Raw genomic sequence first — 17,272 nt, 5'->3', positions numbered from 1 at the left:
GGCGGCCAGGGTGGCCAGCGCGGCCAACCCGAGCGCGCCGCCGACCTGCTGGGTGGTGTTGGCCAGCCCGGAGGCGAGGCCGGCGTCGGCCGGCTCCGCGCCCGCCATGGCGAGGGTGGTGACCGCCGGCAGGGTCAGCCCGCCGGCCAGGCCGAAGACGAGGATCGCCGGGAGCACGTCGGTCGGGTAGGCGCCGTCCACCGGCAGCCGGGCCAGCAGCAGGAACCCGGGTACGGCGAGCGCCAGCCCGGTGAGCAGCACCGCCCGACCGCCGAACCGGGCGATCAGCCGCCCGGCGAGGCCGAGCGAGACCACCGCGATCACCACCGGGGTGGGCAGGAAGGCCAGCCCGGTGGCGGCCGGCGCCAGGCCCAGCACGAGCTGGAGTTCCAGGGCCAGCAGGAACTGGAAGCCGAAGAACGCGGCGATGGTGAGGAACTGGACCAGGTTCGCGGCGACCAGGTCCGGCGTGCGCAGCACCCGGGGCGGCAGCAGCGGGGTGGCGGCGACCGCCTGCCGGAACGCGAACGCGCCGAGCAGTGCCCCGGCCAGCAACGCGGCGGCGAGGGTGCGCGGGGACGTCCAGCCGTGCTCGCCGGCGCCGACGATCGCCACCACGGTGGGCCATCAGGCCGGCGGTGACCAGCGCCGCGCCGGCAGGTCGAGGCCGGCCCGCAGCCCGATGCCGGAGTCGGCGGGCACCAGCGCGCGGCGCCGCCCACGATGAGCAGGCCGATCGGCAGGTTGATCAGGAAGATCGCCGGCCAGCCGGCCAGCTCGGTGAGGAACCCGCCGGCCAGCAGGCCGAGCGAGGCGCCGGCCGCGCGGTGAAGCTGAACACCGCGATCGCCCGGGCCCGCTCGGCGGGCGCGGGGAAGAGCCCGACGACCATGCCGAGACCGACCGCGGTGGTGAGCGCCCCACCGGCGCCCTGGAGGAACCGGGCGACAACCGGGGTGGTCGGGTCGCCGGCCAGCGCGCAGGCCAGCGAGGCGAGGGTGAACAGGGCGACCCCGGCGAGGAACACCCGCCGGCGGCCGGCCAGGTCACCGAGCCGCCCGGCGAGCAGCAGCAGCCCGCCGAACGCCACCAGGTAGGCGTTGACCACCCAGGGCAGGTCGGCGGCGGCGAAGCCGAGATCGCGCTGGATGGCCGGCAGGGCCACCGCGACGATGCTCCCGTCCAGAATGATCATCAGGCTGCCGGCGCAGAGCACGAGCAGCGCCGCCCATCGGTTCGTCATCGACGTCCTCCTTGGTGCATGGTTTGTTACCAAGGCCATCGTCTGTGACCATCAGACCGAGCGGAAGGAGGCACTTTGGTGTCCCAGGGGAACAGCTGTGTGTCCATCGGACGCGCGCAGGCCCGCGCCTGCACCGTCCGTGAGGCGCTGGACCGGGTCGGTGGCAAGTGGAGCATCGGCATCCTGGTGGCCGCCGCCAAGGGGCCGGTCCGCTTCACCGAACTGGAACGGCAGGTGGAGGGGATCAGCCGGCGGATGCTGACCCTCACCCTGCGCAACCTGGAACGGGACGGCCTGCTGCACCGGAAGGTGCACCCGACCGTGCCGCCGAAGGTGGAGTACACCGCCACCCCGATGGCCCTGGAGCTCTACGAGTCGCTGGTGGCGCTCACCGACTGGGCCGAACGGCACCGCGGGGCGATCAGCGAGGCGCGGGCCGCGTACGACCGGGAGCACGCGGAGCGGTGACTCCGGCGGCGACCGGCGCGTCCCACTCGACGTGGTGGTCGTACAGCCAGGCGAGGGAGGCGCCGCCGGTCTTCGCCATCCGCCTGGCGTACAGGGGCAGGGCGACGTCCCGCACCAGCCGGGCGACCGGACCGGCGGCCTTGGTGCCGCTGTTCCGCCGCCCCTGCGCCACCACCCGCTCGACCCGCTCCCGGCGCAGCCGCTCGTACGCGGCGAAGGCGGCCGGCACGTCGGGCAGATCGCGCAGGCAGCGGGCCAGCGTCACCGCGTCCTCGAACGCCATCGCCGCGCCCTGCCCGGAGGAGGGGGCGGCGGTGTGCGCCGCGTCGCCGATGACGATCATCCGGTCGCGGTGCCAGACGGGCAGCGACGGCAGGTCGTAGGTGGGCCAGCCGTACTGGATCCGGTCGGTGGCCTCGACGATGCGCAGGGCCGGGCCGGCGTCGTCCGCGAAGAGGGCGCGCAGCCGGGCGCGTGACTCCTCCGGGCCGATGGCGGCGAGCTGGTCCGGGGTCAGCTCCGCCGGCTGGGGCGGGTTGGCGAACCACCAGATCTCGTCGTCGCCCACCGGGATCCAGCAGAAGAAGCACCGCCGACCGAAGACCATGTTCAGCACACCCGGCTCGCCGGGCAGCCCCAGGCCGCGGGTGAAGCCGCTGGCGTTGAGCAGCGGGACGTAGCGGGGCGCGGGCGCCGCCGGGTCGATGATCTCCCGGGTCCGCGAGCGCAGCCCGTCCGCGCCGATCAGCAGGTCACCCTCGGCGCTCCGGCCGTCGGCGAACCGGGCCCGTACGCCCGCCCCGGTCGACTCGGCCGCGACCAGCCGGGCGCCGTGCACGATCGGTACGCGCTGCCGGGCGGCCTCGTCGCGCAGCGCCCGGTAGAGGTCGGACCGCCGCACCGTGGTGTTGCCCCGCCCCCGGGTGCGGGTGCCGCTGGTGCCGAACTCGCCCAGCCGGCGGCCCTGGTGGTTGAACATCGCCATCCGGGGAGTCGGGTGGCCGAGCCCGGCGACCAGCTCGTCCAGGCCGATCGCGCGCAGCGCGTCCAGCCCGTTGACCGAGAGGGTCAGGAAGGAGCCCACGCCGACCGCGTCCCGCTCGTACGCCTCGTGGACCACCGAATCGATGCCGGCGCGGCGCAGGGCGAGGGCGGCGACCGGGCCGGCGATACCACCACCGATGATCAATGCCTTAGTCATCTCATGACTATACATAGAATGACTATGGCGAGGAAGACCGTCACCTAAGGTGAGGCCATGGCCGCCCGCGCACACCGCCACTCACCGCTGGCGATGATGGTGCTCGCCCTCCTGGTCGAGCAGCCGATGCACGCGTACCGGATGCAGCAGCTCATCCAGGAGCGCGAGAAGCAGGACGTGGTCAACGTCGCGCAGCGCAACAGCATCTACCAGGCCATCGAGCGACTGCGGCGCGACGAGCTGGTGCGGGTCAGCCACACCGCCCGGGACGAGCGGCGGCCGGAACGCACGGTCTACGAGCTGACCGACGCCGGCCGGCGGACGCTGGACGGCTGGCTGGTCGAGGCGCTGGCCACCCCGGCGCGCGAGTTCCCGGAGTTCCCCGCCGCGCTCTCCTTTCTGCCGCTGCTGCCGCCGGCCGAGGCGGCCCGGCAGCTCGAACGACGCGCCGAGACGCTCGCCGCGCGGCTGCGCGAACGCGAGGCCGTCCTCGCCCGGGTGGACCTGCCGCGGCTCTTCCTGGTCGAGGACGAGTACCGGCTGGCGCTGCTGCGTACCGAGCTGGACTGGGTCCGCGGCCTCGCCGCCGACCTGCGCGCCGGGACGCTGACCTGGTCCGGCGAGTGGCTGGCCGGCTGGACCGGCGCGGCGGACGACGCCGGGGAATGACCGGTGTGGCGAACGCCACCCGACGCGTCTGACCGATCGGTCAGAGTCTGACCGATCGGTCAGGCATGCTGGAACGCATGGCACGGACGACCCCGCAGACTCACGGCGAGATCCTGGCCGCGGCGGCCCGGCGGTTCGCGGTGACCGGCTACAAGGGCACCTCGTTGCAGGACATCGCCCGTGAGGTGGGCTGTTCCAAGGCGGCCGTGCTCTACCACTTCGCCAGCAAGGAAGCCCTGCTCGCCGAGCTGATGGCCCGGCCGATCGAGGTGCTGCGCCAGCTCGACGTGCGGATCGCCGCCCTCGACGGCGCCGCCGCCCAGCGCGCCGCCGCCGAGGGCTTCGTGGACCTCGCGGTCCGCTTCCGGCGGGAGATCGCGCTGCTGCGCGGCGAGTTCCCCGAACTGCTGGCGCAACCGGCCTTCGCCCACGTCCAGCGCATCTCGGAACGGCTGCTCGACGCGCTCGCGGGGCACTGCGAGGGCCCGGGCGGCCGGATCGCGGCGATGGTCGTGCTGGCCGGGGTGCCGGAGGCGTGCGCCGAGTTCGTCGACGTGCCCGACGACGAGTTGCGCCCCGCCCTGCTGGCGATCGCCACCCGGGCGCTGGCACCGCTCGACCCACCCAACCCCGAATGAGGACAAGGATCTGATGGCGACCCTGCTGTACCGGCTCGGCCGGGCCTCATTGCGCCACCGGCGACTCGTCGTCGCCGTCTGGCTCGTCGTACTCGTCGGCCTCGGCCTCGCCGCGGCGACCCTGCGCGGCCCGACGGCGAGCAACTTCACCATGCCCGGGACCGAGTCGCAGCAGGCGCTGGACCTGCTGGCCGAGCGGTTCCCGGCGGCCAGCGGCGCCACCGGGACGATCGCGGTCAAGGCGCCGGCGGACGGCCAGCTCGCCACGCCCGAGGGGCAGGCGGTGGTCAAGGGCGTCGTGCAGGAGGCCGCGACCCTGCCCGGCGTGGTCGGCGCCGTCGACCCGTTCCAGGTCCAGGCGGTCTCCCCCAACGGCCGGTTCGCCCTGGTGCAGGTGCAGTTCGCGACGGGCGCCGACGAGGTCACCGACGACCAGCGCGAGGCGTACGAGAAGGTCGGCGCGCAGGCCGAGGCGCAGGGCTGGCAGGTCGCGCCCGGCGGCGAGGTGCTCAACTCCGAGCCCGAGGTCGGCTCCACCGAGGCGCTGGGCGTACTGGTCGCCGCGATCGTCCTGATCATCACGTTCGGCTCGCTGGTCGCCGCCGGCATGACCATGCTCAACGCCCTGATCGGCGTCGCCGTCGGCATGGCCGGCCTGTACGCGCTCAGCGGCGCGGTCGAGCTGACCAGCACCGCGCCCATCCTGGCCCTGATGCTCGGCCTGGCCGTCGGCATCGACTACTCCCTCTTCATCACCTCCCGGCACCGGCAGAACCTGCTCGACGGGTTGGAGCCGGACGAGGCGGTCGGCCGGGCCGTGGGCACCGCCGGCTCCGCCGTCGTCTTCGCCGGCGCCACGGTGGTCATCGCGCTGGCCGGCCTGGCCGTGGTCAACATCCCCTTCCTCACCGTGATGGGTCTGGCCGCCGCCGGCACCGTCACCGTGGCGGTGCTCGTCGCGATCACCCTCCAGCCGGCCCTGCTCGGCTTCGCCGGCCGCAAGGTGCTCCCGCGCAAGCTGCGCCGGGCCGACGCCGCGCCGGCCGCCGGTGACACCCCGCCCGCCGAGGACCGCTCCGGCTTCGGCTTCCGCTGGGCGCACTGGGTCACCAAGCTGCGGATCCCGGTCATCCTGGTCGGCCTGCTCGGCCTCGGACTCCTCGCGCTGCCGGCGCAGGACATGCGCCTGGCCCTGCCGGACGCGGCCACCGCGCCCGAGGGCAGCGCGGCCCGGGTCAGCAGCGAGGTCATCCGCGAGGGCTTCGGGCCCGGCTTCACCGGCCGGCTCGCCGTGGTGGTCACCTCGGACTCCCCGCAGGACACCGCCGCCGCCGTACCGCAGGTGACCGCGCTGATCCAGCGCACCGAGGGCGTGCTGGCCGTGGCCCCGCCGCAGGTCGACCCCTCCGGCCGGACGGCGCTGCTCGGCGTCATCCCCAAGACCGGGCCGACCGACGCGGCCACCGAGACGCTGGTCCACGACATCCGCGCCGGCGTCGGCTCGATCGGCAACGCGGAGGTGCTGCTCACCGGCGTCACCGCGATCGGCATCGACGTCTCCGAGAAGCTCTCCGACGCGCTGCCGGTCTACCTGCTGCTCGTCGTCGGGCTGTCGATCCTGCTGCTGATGCTGGTGTTCCGCTCGATCCTGGTGCCGGTCAAGGCGGCGCTGGGCTTCCTGCTCACCGTGGCCGCCACCTTCGGCATCACCGTCGCGGTGTTCCAGCAGGGGCACCTGGCCGACCTGGTCGGGCTGGACACCCCGGGCCCGCTGATCAGCTTCCTGCCGATCCTGCTGATCGGCATCCTGTTCGGACTCGCCATGGACTACGAGGTCTTCCTGGTCTCCCGGATGCGCGAGGACTTCGTGCACGGCGACACCCCGCGCCAGGCCACCATCAACGGGATGGGCCACGGCGCCCGGGTGGTCACCGCCGCCGCGCTGATCATGATCTCGGTCTTCGGCGGCTTCGTCTTCCTCGACGACCCGGTGATCAAGTCGATGGGCTTCGCGCTCGCGATCGGTGTCGCCATCGACGCCTTCGTGGTGCGGATGACCATCGTGCCGGCGGTGATGTCGCTGCTCGACCGGACGGCCTGGTGGCTGCCCCGTTGGCTGAACCGGGCACTGCCCAACGTGGACATCGAGGGTGAGGGGCTGCGCGCCCACCTCGACCGGGAGCCGGTCGACGCCTGACGGACGGGGCCTGCCCGGCCGGTCTACACGCCGGCCGGGTAGGTCTCCATCTCACCCATCGCGCTCAGCGCGGGCAGCGGGTGCAGCGCGGTGGTCTCGTCGCACCAGATGAACCCGTCGTACCGCTCGGCCAGCCGGGTCGGCACATAGTTGCCCCAGGACTCGAAGGTCGGGTCGTAGACCACCCCGATGGCCCGGTGGTCGACCGTGCCGGTGATCCACTCCGGCTCGTCCGCACCGCCGAAGACCAGCACCGCCCGCTCCGGCATCAGCTCGTGCAGCCGCCGCTCCACCGAACCCTCCCGGGCCGGCGGCACCACCATCGCCTCGGCCGGCGAACCCCAGCGTGGCGCGGCGACCACCGTCCCCCGGTAGCTGCCGAACCCGACCAGCACGACCCCGTCCCGGCCCAGCCGTTCCCGGCCCAACTGGCCGATGTTCACCATCCCGTCGGTGGCCATGTCGGTGGCCCGGGCGTCTCCCACATGCGTGTTGTGCGCCCAGACGATCCCCCGCGACTGAGGGCCGTAGTGCTCCAGCAGGCGGTCCAGCGTGTCCGTCATGTGGATGTCCCGCACGTTCCACGACTCCGGGCCGCCGCGCACCATCGCCCGGTAGTAACGCTCCGCGCCGGCCACCACCTCCGCGTTCTGCCAGGCCGCGAAGGCGTCCGGGCCGTCCGAGGCGGCGTGTGCCCGGGTACGCGCCAGCAGGCGTACCACCTCCTCCTCGCAGCGCGCGGAGACGAACCGGCTGGCCGCGCCGTACTCCTCGACCTGCTTGCCGTACGGCTCGAAGCAGCGGTAGGCCTCCTGCGCCGCCTCCAGCGACTGCGGGTCCTCCTCGCCGAGGTAGTCGAAGATGGCCTGCATGGACTCCCACAGGCTGTAGACGTCCAGGCCGTGGAAGCCGGCCCGCTCCCCCGCCGGGCGTTCCATGTTCCAGGCCCGCAACCAGCGGCAGAACCGGTTCACCTCGGCGTTCGCCCACATCCAGGTGGGCCAGCGTTCGAAGCATTCCAGCGCGAGCCGCGGGTCGGCGGCGCCGCCGGGCGCGCCGGTCACCGACCGGTTCACCCGGTCGCAGTCCGGCCAGTCGCCCTCCACCGCCACGAAGGAGAAGCCGTGCTCGGCGATGAGCCGGCGGGTGAACTGCTCGCGCAACCGGTAGTAGTCGTAGCTGCCGTGCGTCGCCTCGCCGATCATCACCACCCGGGCGTCCCCGACACGCGCCAGCAACGGATCGAAGTCGCTCGGCGCGCCGAGCCGCTGAACCAGCATGTCCGCGGCTACCCGGCGGGTCCGCGACCAAACTCGGACCGTGGCCGCGGGCGTCGATGGCCGTCCCGGTCCCACCCTCCAATCAACCACTTCCGCCGCTCGCGGTGTGCAAGCGCGCAGGACGGGTAGCCGGGCGGCATGACCGTCACCGGGGCGCAGTTGCAGGACTACCTGGCCGGGCTCGACTACCCGGTCTCCCGCGAGGACCTGGTCCGCTGGGGTCAGGAGAACGGGGCCAGCACCGAGCTGTTGCAGATGTTGCGGGCGTTGCCCGCCGAACAGTTCAACGACCCCGCCGAGCTGCACGAGGCGCTGGCGACCCTGGCCTGAGCAGGCCGTCGGTCTCCGCGCGCGGGTCGCGGGCGTGCAGCAGACGGAACAGGACCAGCCACTGCTCCGGCCAGACCAGCCCGACCGGCGTGGCCGGGTCGAGCCGGGTGGCCCGTAGCGCACCGTCCACCCGGCCGCGCGGGTGGGCCGTGCGCAGCGAGGCGGCGAGCGAACCGCCGGCGCCGCCGAACCCGAGCTCGACCATCCTCCGGTACGCCGGCAACGCCGCCCGGGGCAGCAGCGGCTCGGGGCGGCGCTCGACCCGCAGGATCCCGCCGTCGACGCCGGGCACCGGCCGGAACGCGGCACGCGGCACCCGCCCGGCCAGCCGCCAGTGATGTTCCGGCCAGGTGAGCACGGTCAGCCTGCTCCACCGGCCGTGGTCGCCGGTGCGCTTGCGGGCGTACTCAAGTTGGGTGAGCAGCGTCGCGGCCCGCAATCCGGGCGCGGCCAGGCACCAGCGGACCACCGCGGCCGTCAGCGACCAGGGGATGTTGCCGACCACGGAGAACGGCTCGTCCGGCGGCGGCGCGGCGAGGAAGTCCTCCTGCCGGTGGCTGACCTGGGGCAGTTGGGCGGCGAGGGCGGCCAGGTCGCCGGCGGCGGCCGGGTCCACCTCGTACGCGACCAGCCGCGCGCAGCGGGCGGCGAGCGGACGGGTCAGCTGACCCCGTCCCGCGCCAACCTCCAGCAGCAGATCGTCGGGGCCGGGCCGGGCGGCCCGCACCAGCCGCGCGACGGCGGCCGGGTCGGTCAGGAAGTTCTGGGACAGTACGCGACGGGACCGGTCGCGTGCGGTGGTGCGGGATCGGCGGGGCGCCACGGGATCGTCCTGTCTGTCGCCGGTCGGCGACGGGGACGGACAGGCAGCGCACGGCGGGCCTGTCCGAGCGGATCGGGACTCGGACGACCCTGGAGGTTCGGCGTGGGACGCGGACGCGCGCGCCGACCGCGAGGGGTCAGCGGCGTGGCGGCGCCGGGTGCGACAGCACCGGCCTCGGTCGGTGGACCGGTCGGCGACGGTGCGAGGTCAGGTCAGGCGCGGCGGTGAGCGTCCCGGCCGGCCAGGGCCGGGCGCCGGACTCGCGGGCGGGCAACCAGGAGGAGGCCCCGCACGGCCGGCGCGGCGGCCACGTCGATCAGGGCATGCGTGAACATGTCGGCCAGGCTAGCGGCGGCCCGGTCGCCCCGCGACGGGGTTTCCGGAACCGTCCGGGTCGTCCGTCATCCGGCCACCTGGCTGTTCGGCTCGCAGGGTCGCCGGGCTGGTGGACCGGCGGGCTGGCGGGCTGGCTCGCCCGGCTACGCACGCGCCCCACCACGGGGTGGCCCACCGGCACTGGCTCGCTCACCGCAGGACTACGCGGAGTAACGTGCGCCCCCACTCTCCCCAGCGAGCGATATACCTCTCAGGCATAAATATGCCTCAGAGGTATATCGCTCAACACTCATCTGCCCTGGCTGGGGCGACACGCCCGGCGGCACCCACCGGCCCGGGGTGGGCGGGACCCGCGAGCTCTCAGATCTCGACGGTGCGGCCCTCGGCGCGGGCCACCTCGGCGGCGGACAGGATCTCCACCACCTCCCGACCGAAGCGCACGTCGCAGCGGTGGTCCCGGGTGCCGGCGTCGATCTCCTCGAGGAGCTGGTCGATCGCCGCGCCGAAGGCGGTGATGGCGTCGCCGTCGCCCGGCGGCACCGTCTCGGTGCCGTTCTCGCCGAAGAAGACGAAGTCGCGGGTCGTCGCCTCACGAGGCGCGTCCAGGGTGAGCGAGATCGCGCTGGTGGCGCCGCCGACGTGGGTGAGCAGCAGGTGGACCAGGCCGCTCGGGCCGTTCATCGCGGCCACCCGGGTGACCCGGCCGAGCACCGGCAGGATGATCGACAGCGCGTGCGGACCGATGTCCCAGAGGGCGCCGTGCTCGATCCGCCACTGCGAGTCGCCGTACGGGCTGCCGGGCTGGTAGATCGAGGCGAACATGGTCGCCCGCGCGTGCTGCCAGCCGCCGGCCGCGGCGGTCGAGGCGAGGAAGCCGGTGACGTTCGGGTGGAAGCGCTGGGTGAAGAAGACCACCGAGGCCACCCCGGACTGCTGGGCGGCGGCGACCACCCGGTCGGCGTCGGCGAGGGTGAGCGCCAGCGGCTTGTCCAGCAGCAGGTGCCGGCCCGCGATGGCGGCGCGTACGGCGAGGTCGGCCTGGATGTCGGGCGGGAGCGCCACGGCGACCGCGTCGCAGGCGTCCAGCAGCGCGTCGACGTCGCCGAACGCCGGTACGCCGTGCCGGTCGGCCAGCTCGGCGGCCCGCTCCGGGTTGCGTCCCCAGACGCCGACCAGTTCGGCGCGCGGGTGCGCGTCGATCGCGGCGGCGTGCGTCTCCGCCGCCCAGTGACCGGTGCCAAACAAGCCGAACCGCAGCACGAGTACCCCCGGTGTCGTCGTCCGCCACGGCGGTGCCGTGGCGTGATCCAACCTAGTCGTCCCCGGCCGGGCACGTCCGGCCGACCTGGCCGAGTGACCGGGGCGAGGGCGATTACTACGACGGTTAGTAGGCTGTGCCGGTGACCGAGACTCCGACGGTGTGCCCGCGATGACCAGCGCAGCCTCAGCCGGCTCGCCGGTGGACGGGATCCTCGCGACGGCAACGATCGTGCTGTCGCTCGTACTCGCGCTCTGGAGCCTGGTGGCGGCGCTGCGCCACCGCGCGCCGGACCGGCTCCAGTTCGTCGGCCTGGCGGTGCTGGAGGTGGCGCTGCTCGCGCTGGCGGTGGCGGCGCTGGTCGCGCTCGGCGGCGGCGAGCGACCGGGCGAGCCCGGCGCCTTCTTCGGCTACCTGGTGACGCTGGTCTGCCTGCCGCCGCTGGCCTGGGTGCTGGCCAGGATGGAGCCGACCCGCTGGGGCTCGGCGATCGTCTGCGCGATCTGCCTGGTCACCCCGGTGGTCGTGGTCCGGCTCCAGCAGACCTGGGAGGTCCTCGGTGGTTGAGACCGGCACCTCCACACAGGCCACGAACAAGGGTCCGGGTCGGCTGCTGATCGCGGTCTACCTGCTCTTCGCGATCGCCGCGACCTCGCGGGCCGGGCTCCAGATCGCCACGAAGTTCGACGAGGCGCCGGTGGCGTACCTGCTCTCCGCGCTGGCCGCGGTGATCTACATCGTCGCCGCCGTCGGGCTGGCCCGCGCCGGTCACGCCGGCCGCCGGGTCGCGCTCGCCTGCTGCTCGGTGGAGCTGGTCGGGGTCGTCGGGGTGGGCGTGCTGAGCCTGGTCGACAAGGAACTCTTCCCCGACGAGACGGTGTGGTCCGGATTCGGCAGCGGCTACGGCTACATCCCGCTCGTCCTGCCCATCCTCGGCCTCCTCTGGCTCTACCGCACCCGCCACACCCCCACCTGACCCCACCCCGCCTGCGGCCGCACCTTCCCAGAAAGCGTGGCCTCGGAAGCCGGAATGGCCACTCTTTCTCGGAAAGAGTGGCCAGTTCGCGGGGCGGGGGGGTCAGTCCTTGGGGCCGCCGGCTACGTAGATGACCTGGCCGGAGACGAAGGACGCGCCCTCGCTGGCGAGGAACGAAATGGTGTGGGCGATGTCCTCCGGACGGCCGCAGCGGCGGACCGGGATCTCGGCGGCGGCGTGCTGCTGCAGCGCCTCGAAGTCGACCTTCATCCGGGCGGCGGTCGCGGCGGTCATGTCGGTGACGATGAAGCCCGGCGCGACCGCGTTGACCGTCACGCCGAACGGGCCCAGCTCGATGGCGAGCGTCTTGGTGAAGCCCTGGAGGCCGGCCTTGGCCGCCGAGTAGTTCGCCTGGCCCCGGTTGCCCAGCGCCGAGGTGCTGGAGAGGTTGACGATCCGGCCCCACTTCCGGTCGACCATGTGCTTCTGGGCGGCCTGGCTGAACAGGAACGCGCCCCGCAGGTGCACGCCCATCACCGTGTCCCAGTCGGCGTCGGTCATCTTGAACAGCAGGTTGTCGCGGAGCACGCCGGCGTTGTTGACCAGCACGGTCGGCCCGCCCAGCTCGGCGGCGATCCGCTCGACGGCCGCCTCGACCTGGGCCCGGTCGGACACGTCGGCGCCGACCCCGAGCGCCCGGCCGCCGTCGGCGGCGATCGCGTCCACGGTCTCCTTCGTCGCCGACTCGTCGATGTCGACCACGGCGACGGCCATGCCGTCGGCGGCCAGCCGTCGGGCGGTGGCCGCGCCGATGCCGCGCGCGGCTCCGGTCACGATGGCGACGCGGGGCTCCTCCGACATGATTACCTCCCGGTAACTTGTGGGTCGATCGAAGGAGCTTAACCCAGGGGTACGCCCACCCGGACCGGCCCGCAGCGGCGGTCCGCGCCGCCGGCCGCCGGCCGGCTGTCCGAGCACATCGGACACCGTCGGGCCCGGCCGGCGGTCGGCGGAAGGGTCAGATCTTCGCACCCCGGCAGAGCCGGATCCAGCGGTAGCCGTAGCCGGCCAGCTTGAGGTTGTCCAGCTTGCCCACCTCGCCGTACCCCCGGTCGGCGAGGACGTCCGTCGGCAGGTCCGCCTCGGGGGCGAGCACGCTCAGGTCGACCTCGACGTCCTCGGTGCCCAGGTTGTGCAGGAAGACCATCGTCCCGGTCGGCCCGTCGGCGCGGTGCGCCAGCACCCCGGCCGGCATTTGCACGTCGATGTGCGTCGTCGCGCCCGAGCCGATCTCGGGGGCCTCGCGGAGCGTACGGATCATCCGCTCGAACCAGGCCAGCAGCGACTTCGGGTCACGGCGCTGGGCGGTCACGTTGACCTTCTCGTAGCTGAACTCACCCTTGTCGATCACCGGTCGGGCCAGCTTCTCCGGGTCGGCGGTGGAGAACCCGGCGTTCGGCTTGTACGACCACTGCATCGGGGTGCGGATGGCCTCCCGGCCGGGCAGCGACAGGTCCTCGCCCATGCCGATCTCCTCGCCGTAGCGCAGCACCGGCGTGCCGCGCAGCGAGAACTGCAGGGCGTACGCCAGCTCGATGCGGCGGCGGTCGTTGCCGAGCATCGGGGCCAGCCGGCGCCGGATGCCCCGGTCGTAGATCCGCATGTTCTCGTCCGGGCCGAACTCGGCGTACACCTGGTTGCGCTGCTCGGCGGTGAGCCGGGAGAGGTCGATCTCGTCGTGGTTGCGCAGGAAGGTGGCCCACTGGCCGCCGGCGGGCAGCGCTGGGGTGTCCCGCAGCGCCTCGATCACCGGCTCCGGGTCCTGCCGGGCCAGGGCCAGCATGAGCCGGCCGTTGAGCATGAAGTCGAAGAGCATGTGGATCCGGTTGCCGGAACCGCCGGCGTCGCCGAAGAACGTGGGCAGCTGGTCCGGCTCGACGTTCGCCTCGGCCAGCAGGACCGCGTCGGCGCGCCGCCACTGCACGTGCTGGCGCATCTCGGTGAGGAACTCGAAGTCCTTGGGCGAGTTGGGGTTGCCCGGCTCGGTCAGCTCGATGATGAACGGCACCGCGTCCATCCGGAAACCGGAGACGCCGAGCTGGAGCCAGAACGACATCACCTTCTTGATCTCCGCGCGGACCTCTGGGTTGGCGAAGTTGAGGTCCGGCTGGAACGTGTAGAACCGGTGGTAGTACCACGCCTTCGCGGTGCGGTCGTAGCTCCAGGTCTCGTTCTGCTCGCCGGGAAAGACCATGCCCTGGTGCCGGTCGTCCGGCTCGGTGTCGGACCAGACGTACCAGTCCCGGTACGGCGAGTCGGGCGAGGAGCGGGCGGACTGGAACCAGGGGTGCTCGTCGGAGGTGTGGTTGACCACCAGGTCGATGATCACCCGGATGCCCCGGTTCTGCGCCTGGTGCAGCAGCTCCGCGAAGTCGCCGAGGGTGCCGAAGCGGGGGTCCACGTTGTAGAAGTCGGTGGCGTCGTAGCCGTCGTCCCGGTTCGGCGAGGGATGGATCGGGTGCAGCCACAGGCAGGTCACCCCTAGCCGGGCCAGGTAGTCCAGCCGGCCGATCAGCCCTCGGATGTCACCGACCCCGTCGCCGTCGGAGTCCGCGTACGTGTCGATGTCGAGGCAGTAGACGACGGCCTCGGAGTACCACCTGTCACCCATGCCGAACTTATGTCTCCGATCGGCCGTCCCGGCAAACGCGCGACCGTGGCCGCCAGCGGTCCGATCGGCGCCGTCCCGACGGGTACGGTGCCGGCATGGGCGAGGACGAGACCCTGCGGGACGTCGACTGGACCGACGGCCGCTGGCTGCGCGAGCCGGTGCGGATCGAGCGGACCGACGCGGGTGACCTGCTGGTGGAGCCGGGCGCGGAGAGCGACTTCTGGCGGCACACCAGCTACGGGTTCGTGCACGACGACGGGCCCGCCCTGCTCGCCCCGCTGCCCGGCGGCAGCGCCGTCGAGGTGAGCTTCCGGCTGGACTACGGCGAGCAGTTCGACCAGGCCGGGGTGCTGGTCCGGGTGGACGAGCGGAACTGGGTCAAGGCCGGGGTGGAGGTCAGCGACGGCGAGCCGCAGCTCGGCGCGGTGGTCACCCGGGAGGTCTCCGACTGGTCGGTGGCGCCGGTGCCGGAGTGGGCCGGGCGGGAGGTCACCGTCCGGGCCAGCCGGGACGGTGACGCGCTCACCGTCCGGGCCCGGGTGGACGACGAGCCGTGGCGGCTGGTCCGGCTCGCCCCGCTCGCCCCGGAGGCGGCGGCGTCGGCCGGTCCGTTCTGCTGCTCGCCGACCCGGTCCGGCTGACCGTGCGGTTCACCGGCTGGCGCCAGGGCCCGGCCGACCGCGAACTGCACCCCTCGACCTGACCCGCCTGCCGACGCCGCGATCGGCCGCGAGCTTGCGGCGTGTCGCGGTATCCCGAGCGCCGGACATCGCGACACGCCGCAAGCGGGGCAGGTCAGCGGGCGGCAGGGCCTGAGCGGGTGGTCAGTGGGGCGGGTCACCGGCAGGTGTGGGGGTCGGATGCGCGGGTACCACTGTCCGATCCCGGCAGCTCGCGGAAGGACGCCCATGGCTCTCGCCCAGAACGTCGACCCGAACCAGTTCACCGGGCTGACCGGCTGGGTGGCGAGCGTCATCGACTCGCTGGGCGCGGTCGGGGTCGCGCTGCTGGTGGCCCTGGAGAGCATCATCCCGCCGATCCCCAGCGAGGTCGTGCTGGCGATGGCCGGCTACCTCGCCAGTGCGGGCCGGTTCCACCTGGTGGTGATCGTGCTCGCCGCGACGGCGGGCTCGTTGCTGGGCGCGCTGGTGCTCTACTGGCTCGGCGCGGCGCTCGGCGAGGAACGGCTCAAGCGCTGGCTGGACCACATCCCGCTGGTGGACTCCGACGACCTGGAGAAGGCCGACCGCTGGTTCGAGCGGTACGGCCGGTGGGCGGTCCTGATCGGTCGGGTGGTGCCGGTGGTCCGCAGCCTGGTGTCGGTCCGGCCGGGGCGAACCGGATGCCGCTGGGTGAGTTCGTCCTGTTGACCACGCTGGGCAGCGGGGTGTGGAACACGCTGATCGTGGGGCTGGGCTACGCGCTCGGGTCGCGCTGGGAGGACGTCGACCGGTACAGCAGCTGGTTCAACTACGCGATCTTCGCCGTCTTCGCCGTCATGATCGCGAGCTGGGTGGTGAAGAAGGTCCGCAAGCGGCGGGCGCGGCGCGACCGGCAGTCGGTGACCGCCGGTCGCTGACCGCGACGCCGTCGCTCAGTACTTCGCGGTGATCGAGGTGAACTCCCAGGTGTTCTGGGCGATGCCGGAGCAGTTGGAGACCACTCCCCCGCCCGGGCAGGGGCGGTCCCGGTTGACCGACCAGAAGGTGAAGCGGGACAGGCCGCGGGCCTTGGCCCAGTCCCGGATCTGCGTCCAGGTGGCCGGGGAGGTCAGCTCCTGCTGGTCGGAGAGGCCGTTCATGCCGGAGATGCCCATGTGCGCGTACGCGGTGGCGTCCGACCAGCCGAAGGCCGTCTTCAGCGCGTTCTTCAAGCCCTCCGCCGCGTTGACCGTGCTCTGGTACATGTTCGCGCCACCGCCGAAGTCGAACGGCATGATGGTGAAGGTGTCGATGTTCGCGCCGAGCGCGGCTGCCTGGTTGATCAGCCGGGTGCCCCAGTAGTTCGGCCCGCTGGTCGAGGTGCCGAACGTGACGATCGTCTTGATCCCCGGGTTGTTCTGCTTGACGATCTTCAGCGCGCCGAGGATCCGGTCCTGCACCACCTCGTTCTCGAACTCGTCGCTGTTCTCGATGTCGATGTCGATCGCCTTCAGCCCGTACGCGTTGATCACCTGCTGGTACGCGCCGGCCAGAGCGGTGGCGGAGGAGCAGTTCGGGCCGAGCTTGTTGCCGCTCCACCCGCCGAAGGACGGGATCACGTCACCGCCGGCGGCCTTGATCGCGGCGATGGTGCTGGCGTGCGCGCCGCCGGTGAGCGGGCCGCTGCCGTCCCAGGCCGGGGTGCAACCTCCGCCGGAGAGGACGAACGCGATGGTGAACCACTTGATCCCGGTCGCCCCCATCACCGTCGACGGCGCGGGCGGGTCGCCCCAGCCGGGGTAGAGGTAGGGCGCGGCGGCCATCGGGGCGGTGCCGCCGGTGCAGCCGGTGGTGGTGGCGGAGACCGGCGCGGACTTCGCCGACTCGCCGGCGGAGTTGTACGCGGCCACCGTGTAGCTGTGCGCGGAGCAGGCGGCCAGCCCGCTGACCGTGGTCGAGGTGCCGGTGAGGGTGGCCCGGACGGTCGAGCCCTCGTACACCCGGTAGCCGGTGACCGTGCCGCCGACGGCGTTCCAGGCCAGCGCGATCGAGGACGCGGTGGTGCCGGTGACCCGCAGGCCGCCGGGGGTGGCCGGGGCGGACGGGTTGCCGCCGCCTCCGCCGGTGCAGGAGCCACCGTTGACCGTGCAGTTGGTCGGGTCGCCGTTACCGCTGACCACGAAGCCGAACGTGGTGCTGGCACCGGGGGCGAGGGTGCCGTTCCAGGACTGGTTCAGCGCGGTGACGTGCTGGCCGGAGGTGGTCAGCCGGGCGTCCCAGAAGGTGCCGAGCGAGCTGCCGGCGGGCAGGTCGAACTGCACGTTCCACGAGCTGATGCTGGCCGAGGTGTCGTTGGTGACGGTGAACTTCGCCTCGTACCCGCTGCCCCAGCTGGAGGTGCGGACGAAGGCGGCGGTGGCGGCGGACGCGGCCGGTGGGGCCACGACGGTGGCCGCGACCAGGGCGGCGGCGAGCGCGACGACGAACGTCGCCGCGCGTGGGGAGCGGAGTTTCACGATGGCCTCCAGGGACCTGTGGTGG

At 73.0% G+C, this 17,272-nt stretch carries 17 protein-coding genes and 2 pseudogenes; 9 read left to right on the top strand and 10 right to left on the bottom strand.

Annotated elements, in window-relative coordinates:
• Positions 1-618, bottom strand: a 618-nt coding sequence (locus tag JNW89_RS08650) for an MFS transporter (RefSeq protein ID WP_238448470.1), incomplete at its 3' end; no start/stop codon positions are given.
• Positions 619-748: 130 nt separating this feature from the next.
• The gene (locus JNW89_RS08645; protein ID WP_238448469.1) at positions 749-1,243 is read right to left on the bottom strand and encodes an MFS transporter; all 495 of its coding nucleotides are present in this window, start codon (positions 1,241-1,243) and stop codon (positions 749-751) included.
• Positions 1,244-1,342: 99 nt separating this feature from the next.
• Here JNW89_RS08645 and JNW89_RS08640 point away from each other — a divergent pair, with 99 nt between their 5' ends.
• Complete coding sequence (locus JNW89_RS08640) at positions 1,343-1,711, top strand: helix-turn-helix domain-containing protein (protein ID WP_238448468.1); 369 nt, start codon at positions 1,343-1,345, stop codon at positions 1,709-1,711.
• Here JNW89_RS08640 and JNW89_RS08635 read toward each other — a convergent pair.
• A complete protein-coding gene (locus JNW89_RS08635; RefSeq protein ID WP_238448467.1) occupies positions 1,665-2,912 on the bottom strand; it encodes an NAD(P)/FAD-dependent oxidoreductase in 1,248 nt (415 codons plus the stop codon). The genes JNW89_RS08640 and JNW89_RS08635 overlap by 47 nt on opposite strands.
• 57 nt (positions 2,913-2,969) lie before the next feature.
• Between JNW89_RS08635 and JNW89_RS08630 the strand changes: the two genes are divergently transcribed.
• The 3 genes from JNW89_RS08630 to JNW89_RS08620 all read left to right on the top strand — a co-directional run bounded on the left by JNW89_RS08630 (position 2,970) and on the right by JNW89_RS08620 (position 6,416).
• On the top strand, positions 2,970-3,581 hold the full coding sequence (locus JNW89_RS08630) for a PadR family transcriptional regulator (RefSeq protein ID WP_238448466.1): 612 nt from the start codon (positions 2,970-2,972) through the stop codon (positions 3,579-3,581).
• 77 nt (positions 3,582-3,658) lie between these two features.
• Complete coding sequence (locus JNW89_RS08625) at positions 3,659-4,219, top strand: TetR/AcrR family transcriptional regulator (RefSeq protein ID WP_238448465.1); 561 nt, start codon at positions 3,659-3,661, stop codon at positions 4,217-4,219.
• Positions 4,220-4,232: 13 nt separating this feature from the next.
• Positions 4,233-6,416 (top strand): MMPL family transporter, encoded by a 2,184-nt coding sequence (locus tag JNW89_RS08620; RefSeq protein ID WP_238448464.1) that lies wholly within the window; start codon positions 4,233-4,235, stop codon positions 6,414-6,416.
• Between the two features lie 23 nt (positions 6,417-6,439).
• Here the strand turns inward: JNW89_RS08620 and JNW89_RS08615 are convergent, their stop codons facing one another.
• Positions 6,440-7,696 (bottom strand): erythromycin esterase family protein, encoded by a 1,257-nt coding sequence (locus JNW89_RS08615; RefSeq protein WP_238448463.1) that lies wholly within the window; start codon positions 7,694-7,696, stop codon positions 6,440-6,442.
• Positions 7,697-7,834: 138 nt separating this feature from the next.
• Here JNW89_RS08615 and JNW89_RS08610 point away from each other — a divergent pair, with 138 nt between their 5' ends.
• Entirely contained in the window at positions 7,835-8,026 is a 192-nt protein-coding gene (locus tag JNW89_RS08610) for a DUF2795 domain-containing protein (protein ID WP_154942239.1), read from the top strand.
• A gap of 31 nt (positions 8,027-8,057) precedes the next feature.
• Here JNW89_RS08610 and erm read toward each other — a convergent pair.
• The 3 genes and pseudogenes from erm to JNW89_RS08600 all read right to left on the bottom strand — a co-directional run.
• Positions 8,058-8,849: pseudogene (gene erm, locus JNW89_RS08605) on the bottom strand (ErmE/ErmH/ErmO/ErmR family 23S rRNA (adenine(2058)-N(6))-methyltransferase); the annotation flags it as partial.
• Between the two features lie 212 nt (positions 8,850-9,061).
• Positions 9,062-9,184, bottom strand: coding sequence for a hypothetical protein (locus JNW89_RS36615; protein ID WP_255540576.1), 123 nt, complete (start codon positions 9,182-9,184; stop codon positions 9,062-9,064).
• 361 nt (positions 9,185-9,545) lie between these two features.
• Complete coding sequence (locus tag JNW89_RS08600; protein WP_238448471.1) at positions 9,546-10,445, bottom strand: Gfo/Idh/MocA family protein; 900 nt, start codon at positions 10,443-10,445, stop codon at positions 9,546-9,548.
• Between the two features lie 169 nt (positions 10,446-10,614).
• On the opposite strand from JNW89_RS08600, the gene JNW89_RS08595 reads away from it, so the two are divergent.
• Together JNW89_RS08595 and JNW89_RS08590 are read left to right on the top strand one after the other, a co-directional pair.
• A complete protein-coding gene (locus JNW89_RS08595; protein ID WP_238448462.1) occupies positions 10,615-11,010 on the top strand; it encodes a hypothetical protein in 396 nt (131 codons plus the stop codon).
• On the top strand, positions 11,003-11,419 hold the full coding sequence (locus JNW89_RS08590) for a hypothetical protein (RefSeq protein WP_238448461.1): 417 nt from the start codon (positions 11,003-11,005) through the stop codon (positions 11,417-11,419). The genes JNW89_RS08595 and JNW89_RS08590 overlap by 8 nt, the downstream gene beginning before the upstream one ends.
• A gap of 102 nt (positions 11,420-11,521) precedes the next feature.
• Here JNW89_RS08590 and fabG read toward each other — a convergent pair whose 3' ends face one another.
• Positions 11,522-12,280, bottom strand: coding sequence for a 3-oxoacyl-ACP reductase FabG (gene fabG / locus JNW89_RS08585; RefSeq protein WP_238448460.1), 759 nt, complete (start codon positions 12,278-12,280; stop codon positions 11,522-11,524).
• 157 nt (positions 12,281-12,437) lie between these two features.
• The gene (locus JNW89_RS08580) at positions 12,438-14,090 is read right to left on the bottom strand and encodes an alpha-amylase family protein (protein WP_238448459.1); all 1,653 of its coding nucleotides are present in this window, start codon (positions 14,088-14,090) and stop codon (positions 12,438-12,440) included.
• 95 nt (positions 14,091-14,185) lie between these two features.
• Between JNW89_RS08580 and JNW89_RS08575 the strand changes: the two genes are divergently transcribed.
• Both JNW89_RS08575 and JNW89_RS08570 read left to right on the top strand, forming a co-directional pair.
• A complete protein-coding gene (locus tag JNW89_RS08575; RefSeq protein ID WP_238448458.1) occupies positions 14,186-14,731 on the top strand; it encodes a DUF1349 domain-containing protein in 546 nt (181 codons plus the stop codon).
• 267 nt (positions 14,732-14,998) lie between these two features.
• A pseudogene (locus tag JNW89_RS08570) lies at positions 14,999-15,669 on the top strand (DedA family protein).
• A gap of 15 nt (positions 15,670-15,684) precedes the next feature.
• Here the strand turns inward: JNW89_RS08570 and JNW89_RS08565 are convergent.
• On the bottom strand, positions 15,685-17,272 hold a 1,588-nt coding region (locus JNW89_RS08565; RefSeq protein ID WP_238448457.1), incomplete at its 5' end, for a cellulose binding domain-containing protein.

This window comes from Micromonospora sp. 4G55, from assembly GCF_016803375.1.
Note: the sequence above shows the minus strand (reverse complement) of the source record. Positions and strands in the feature narration are given on the sequence as shown.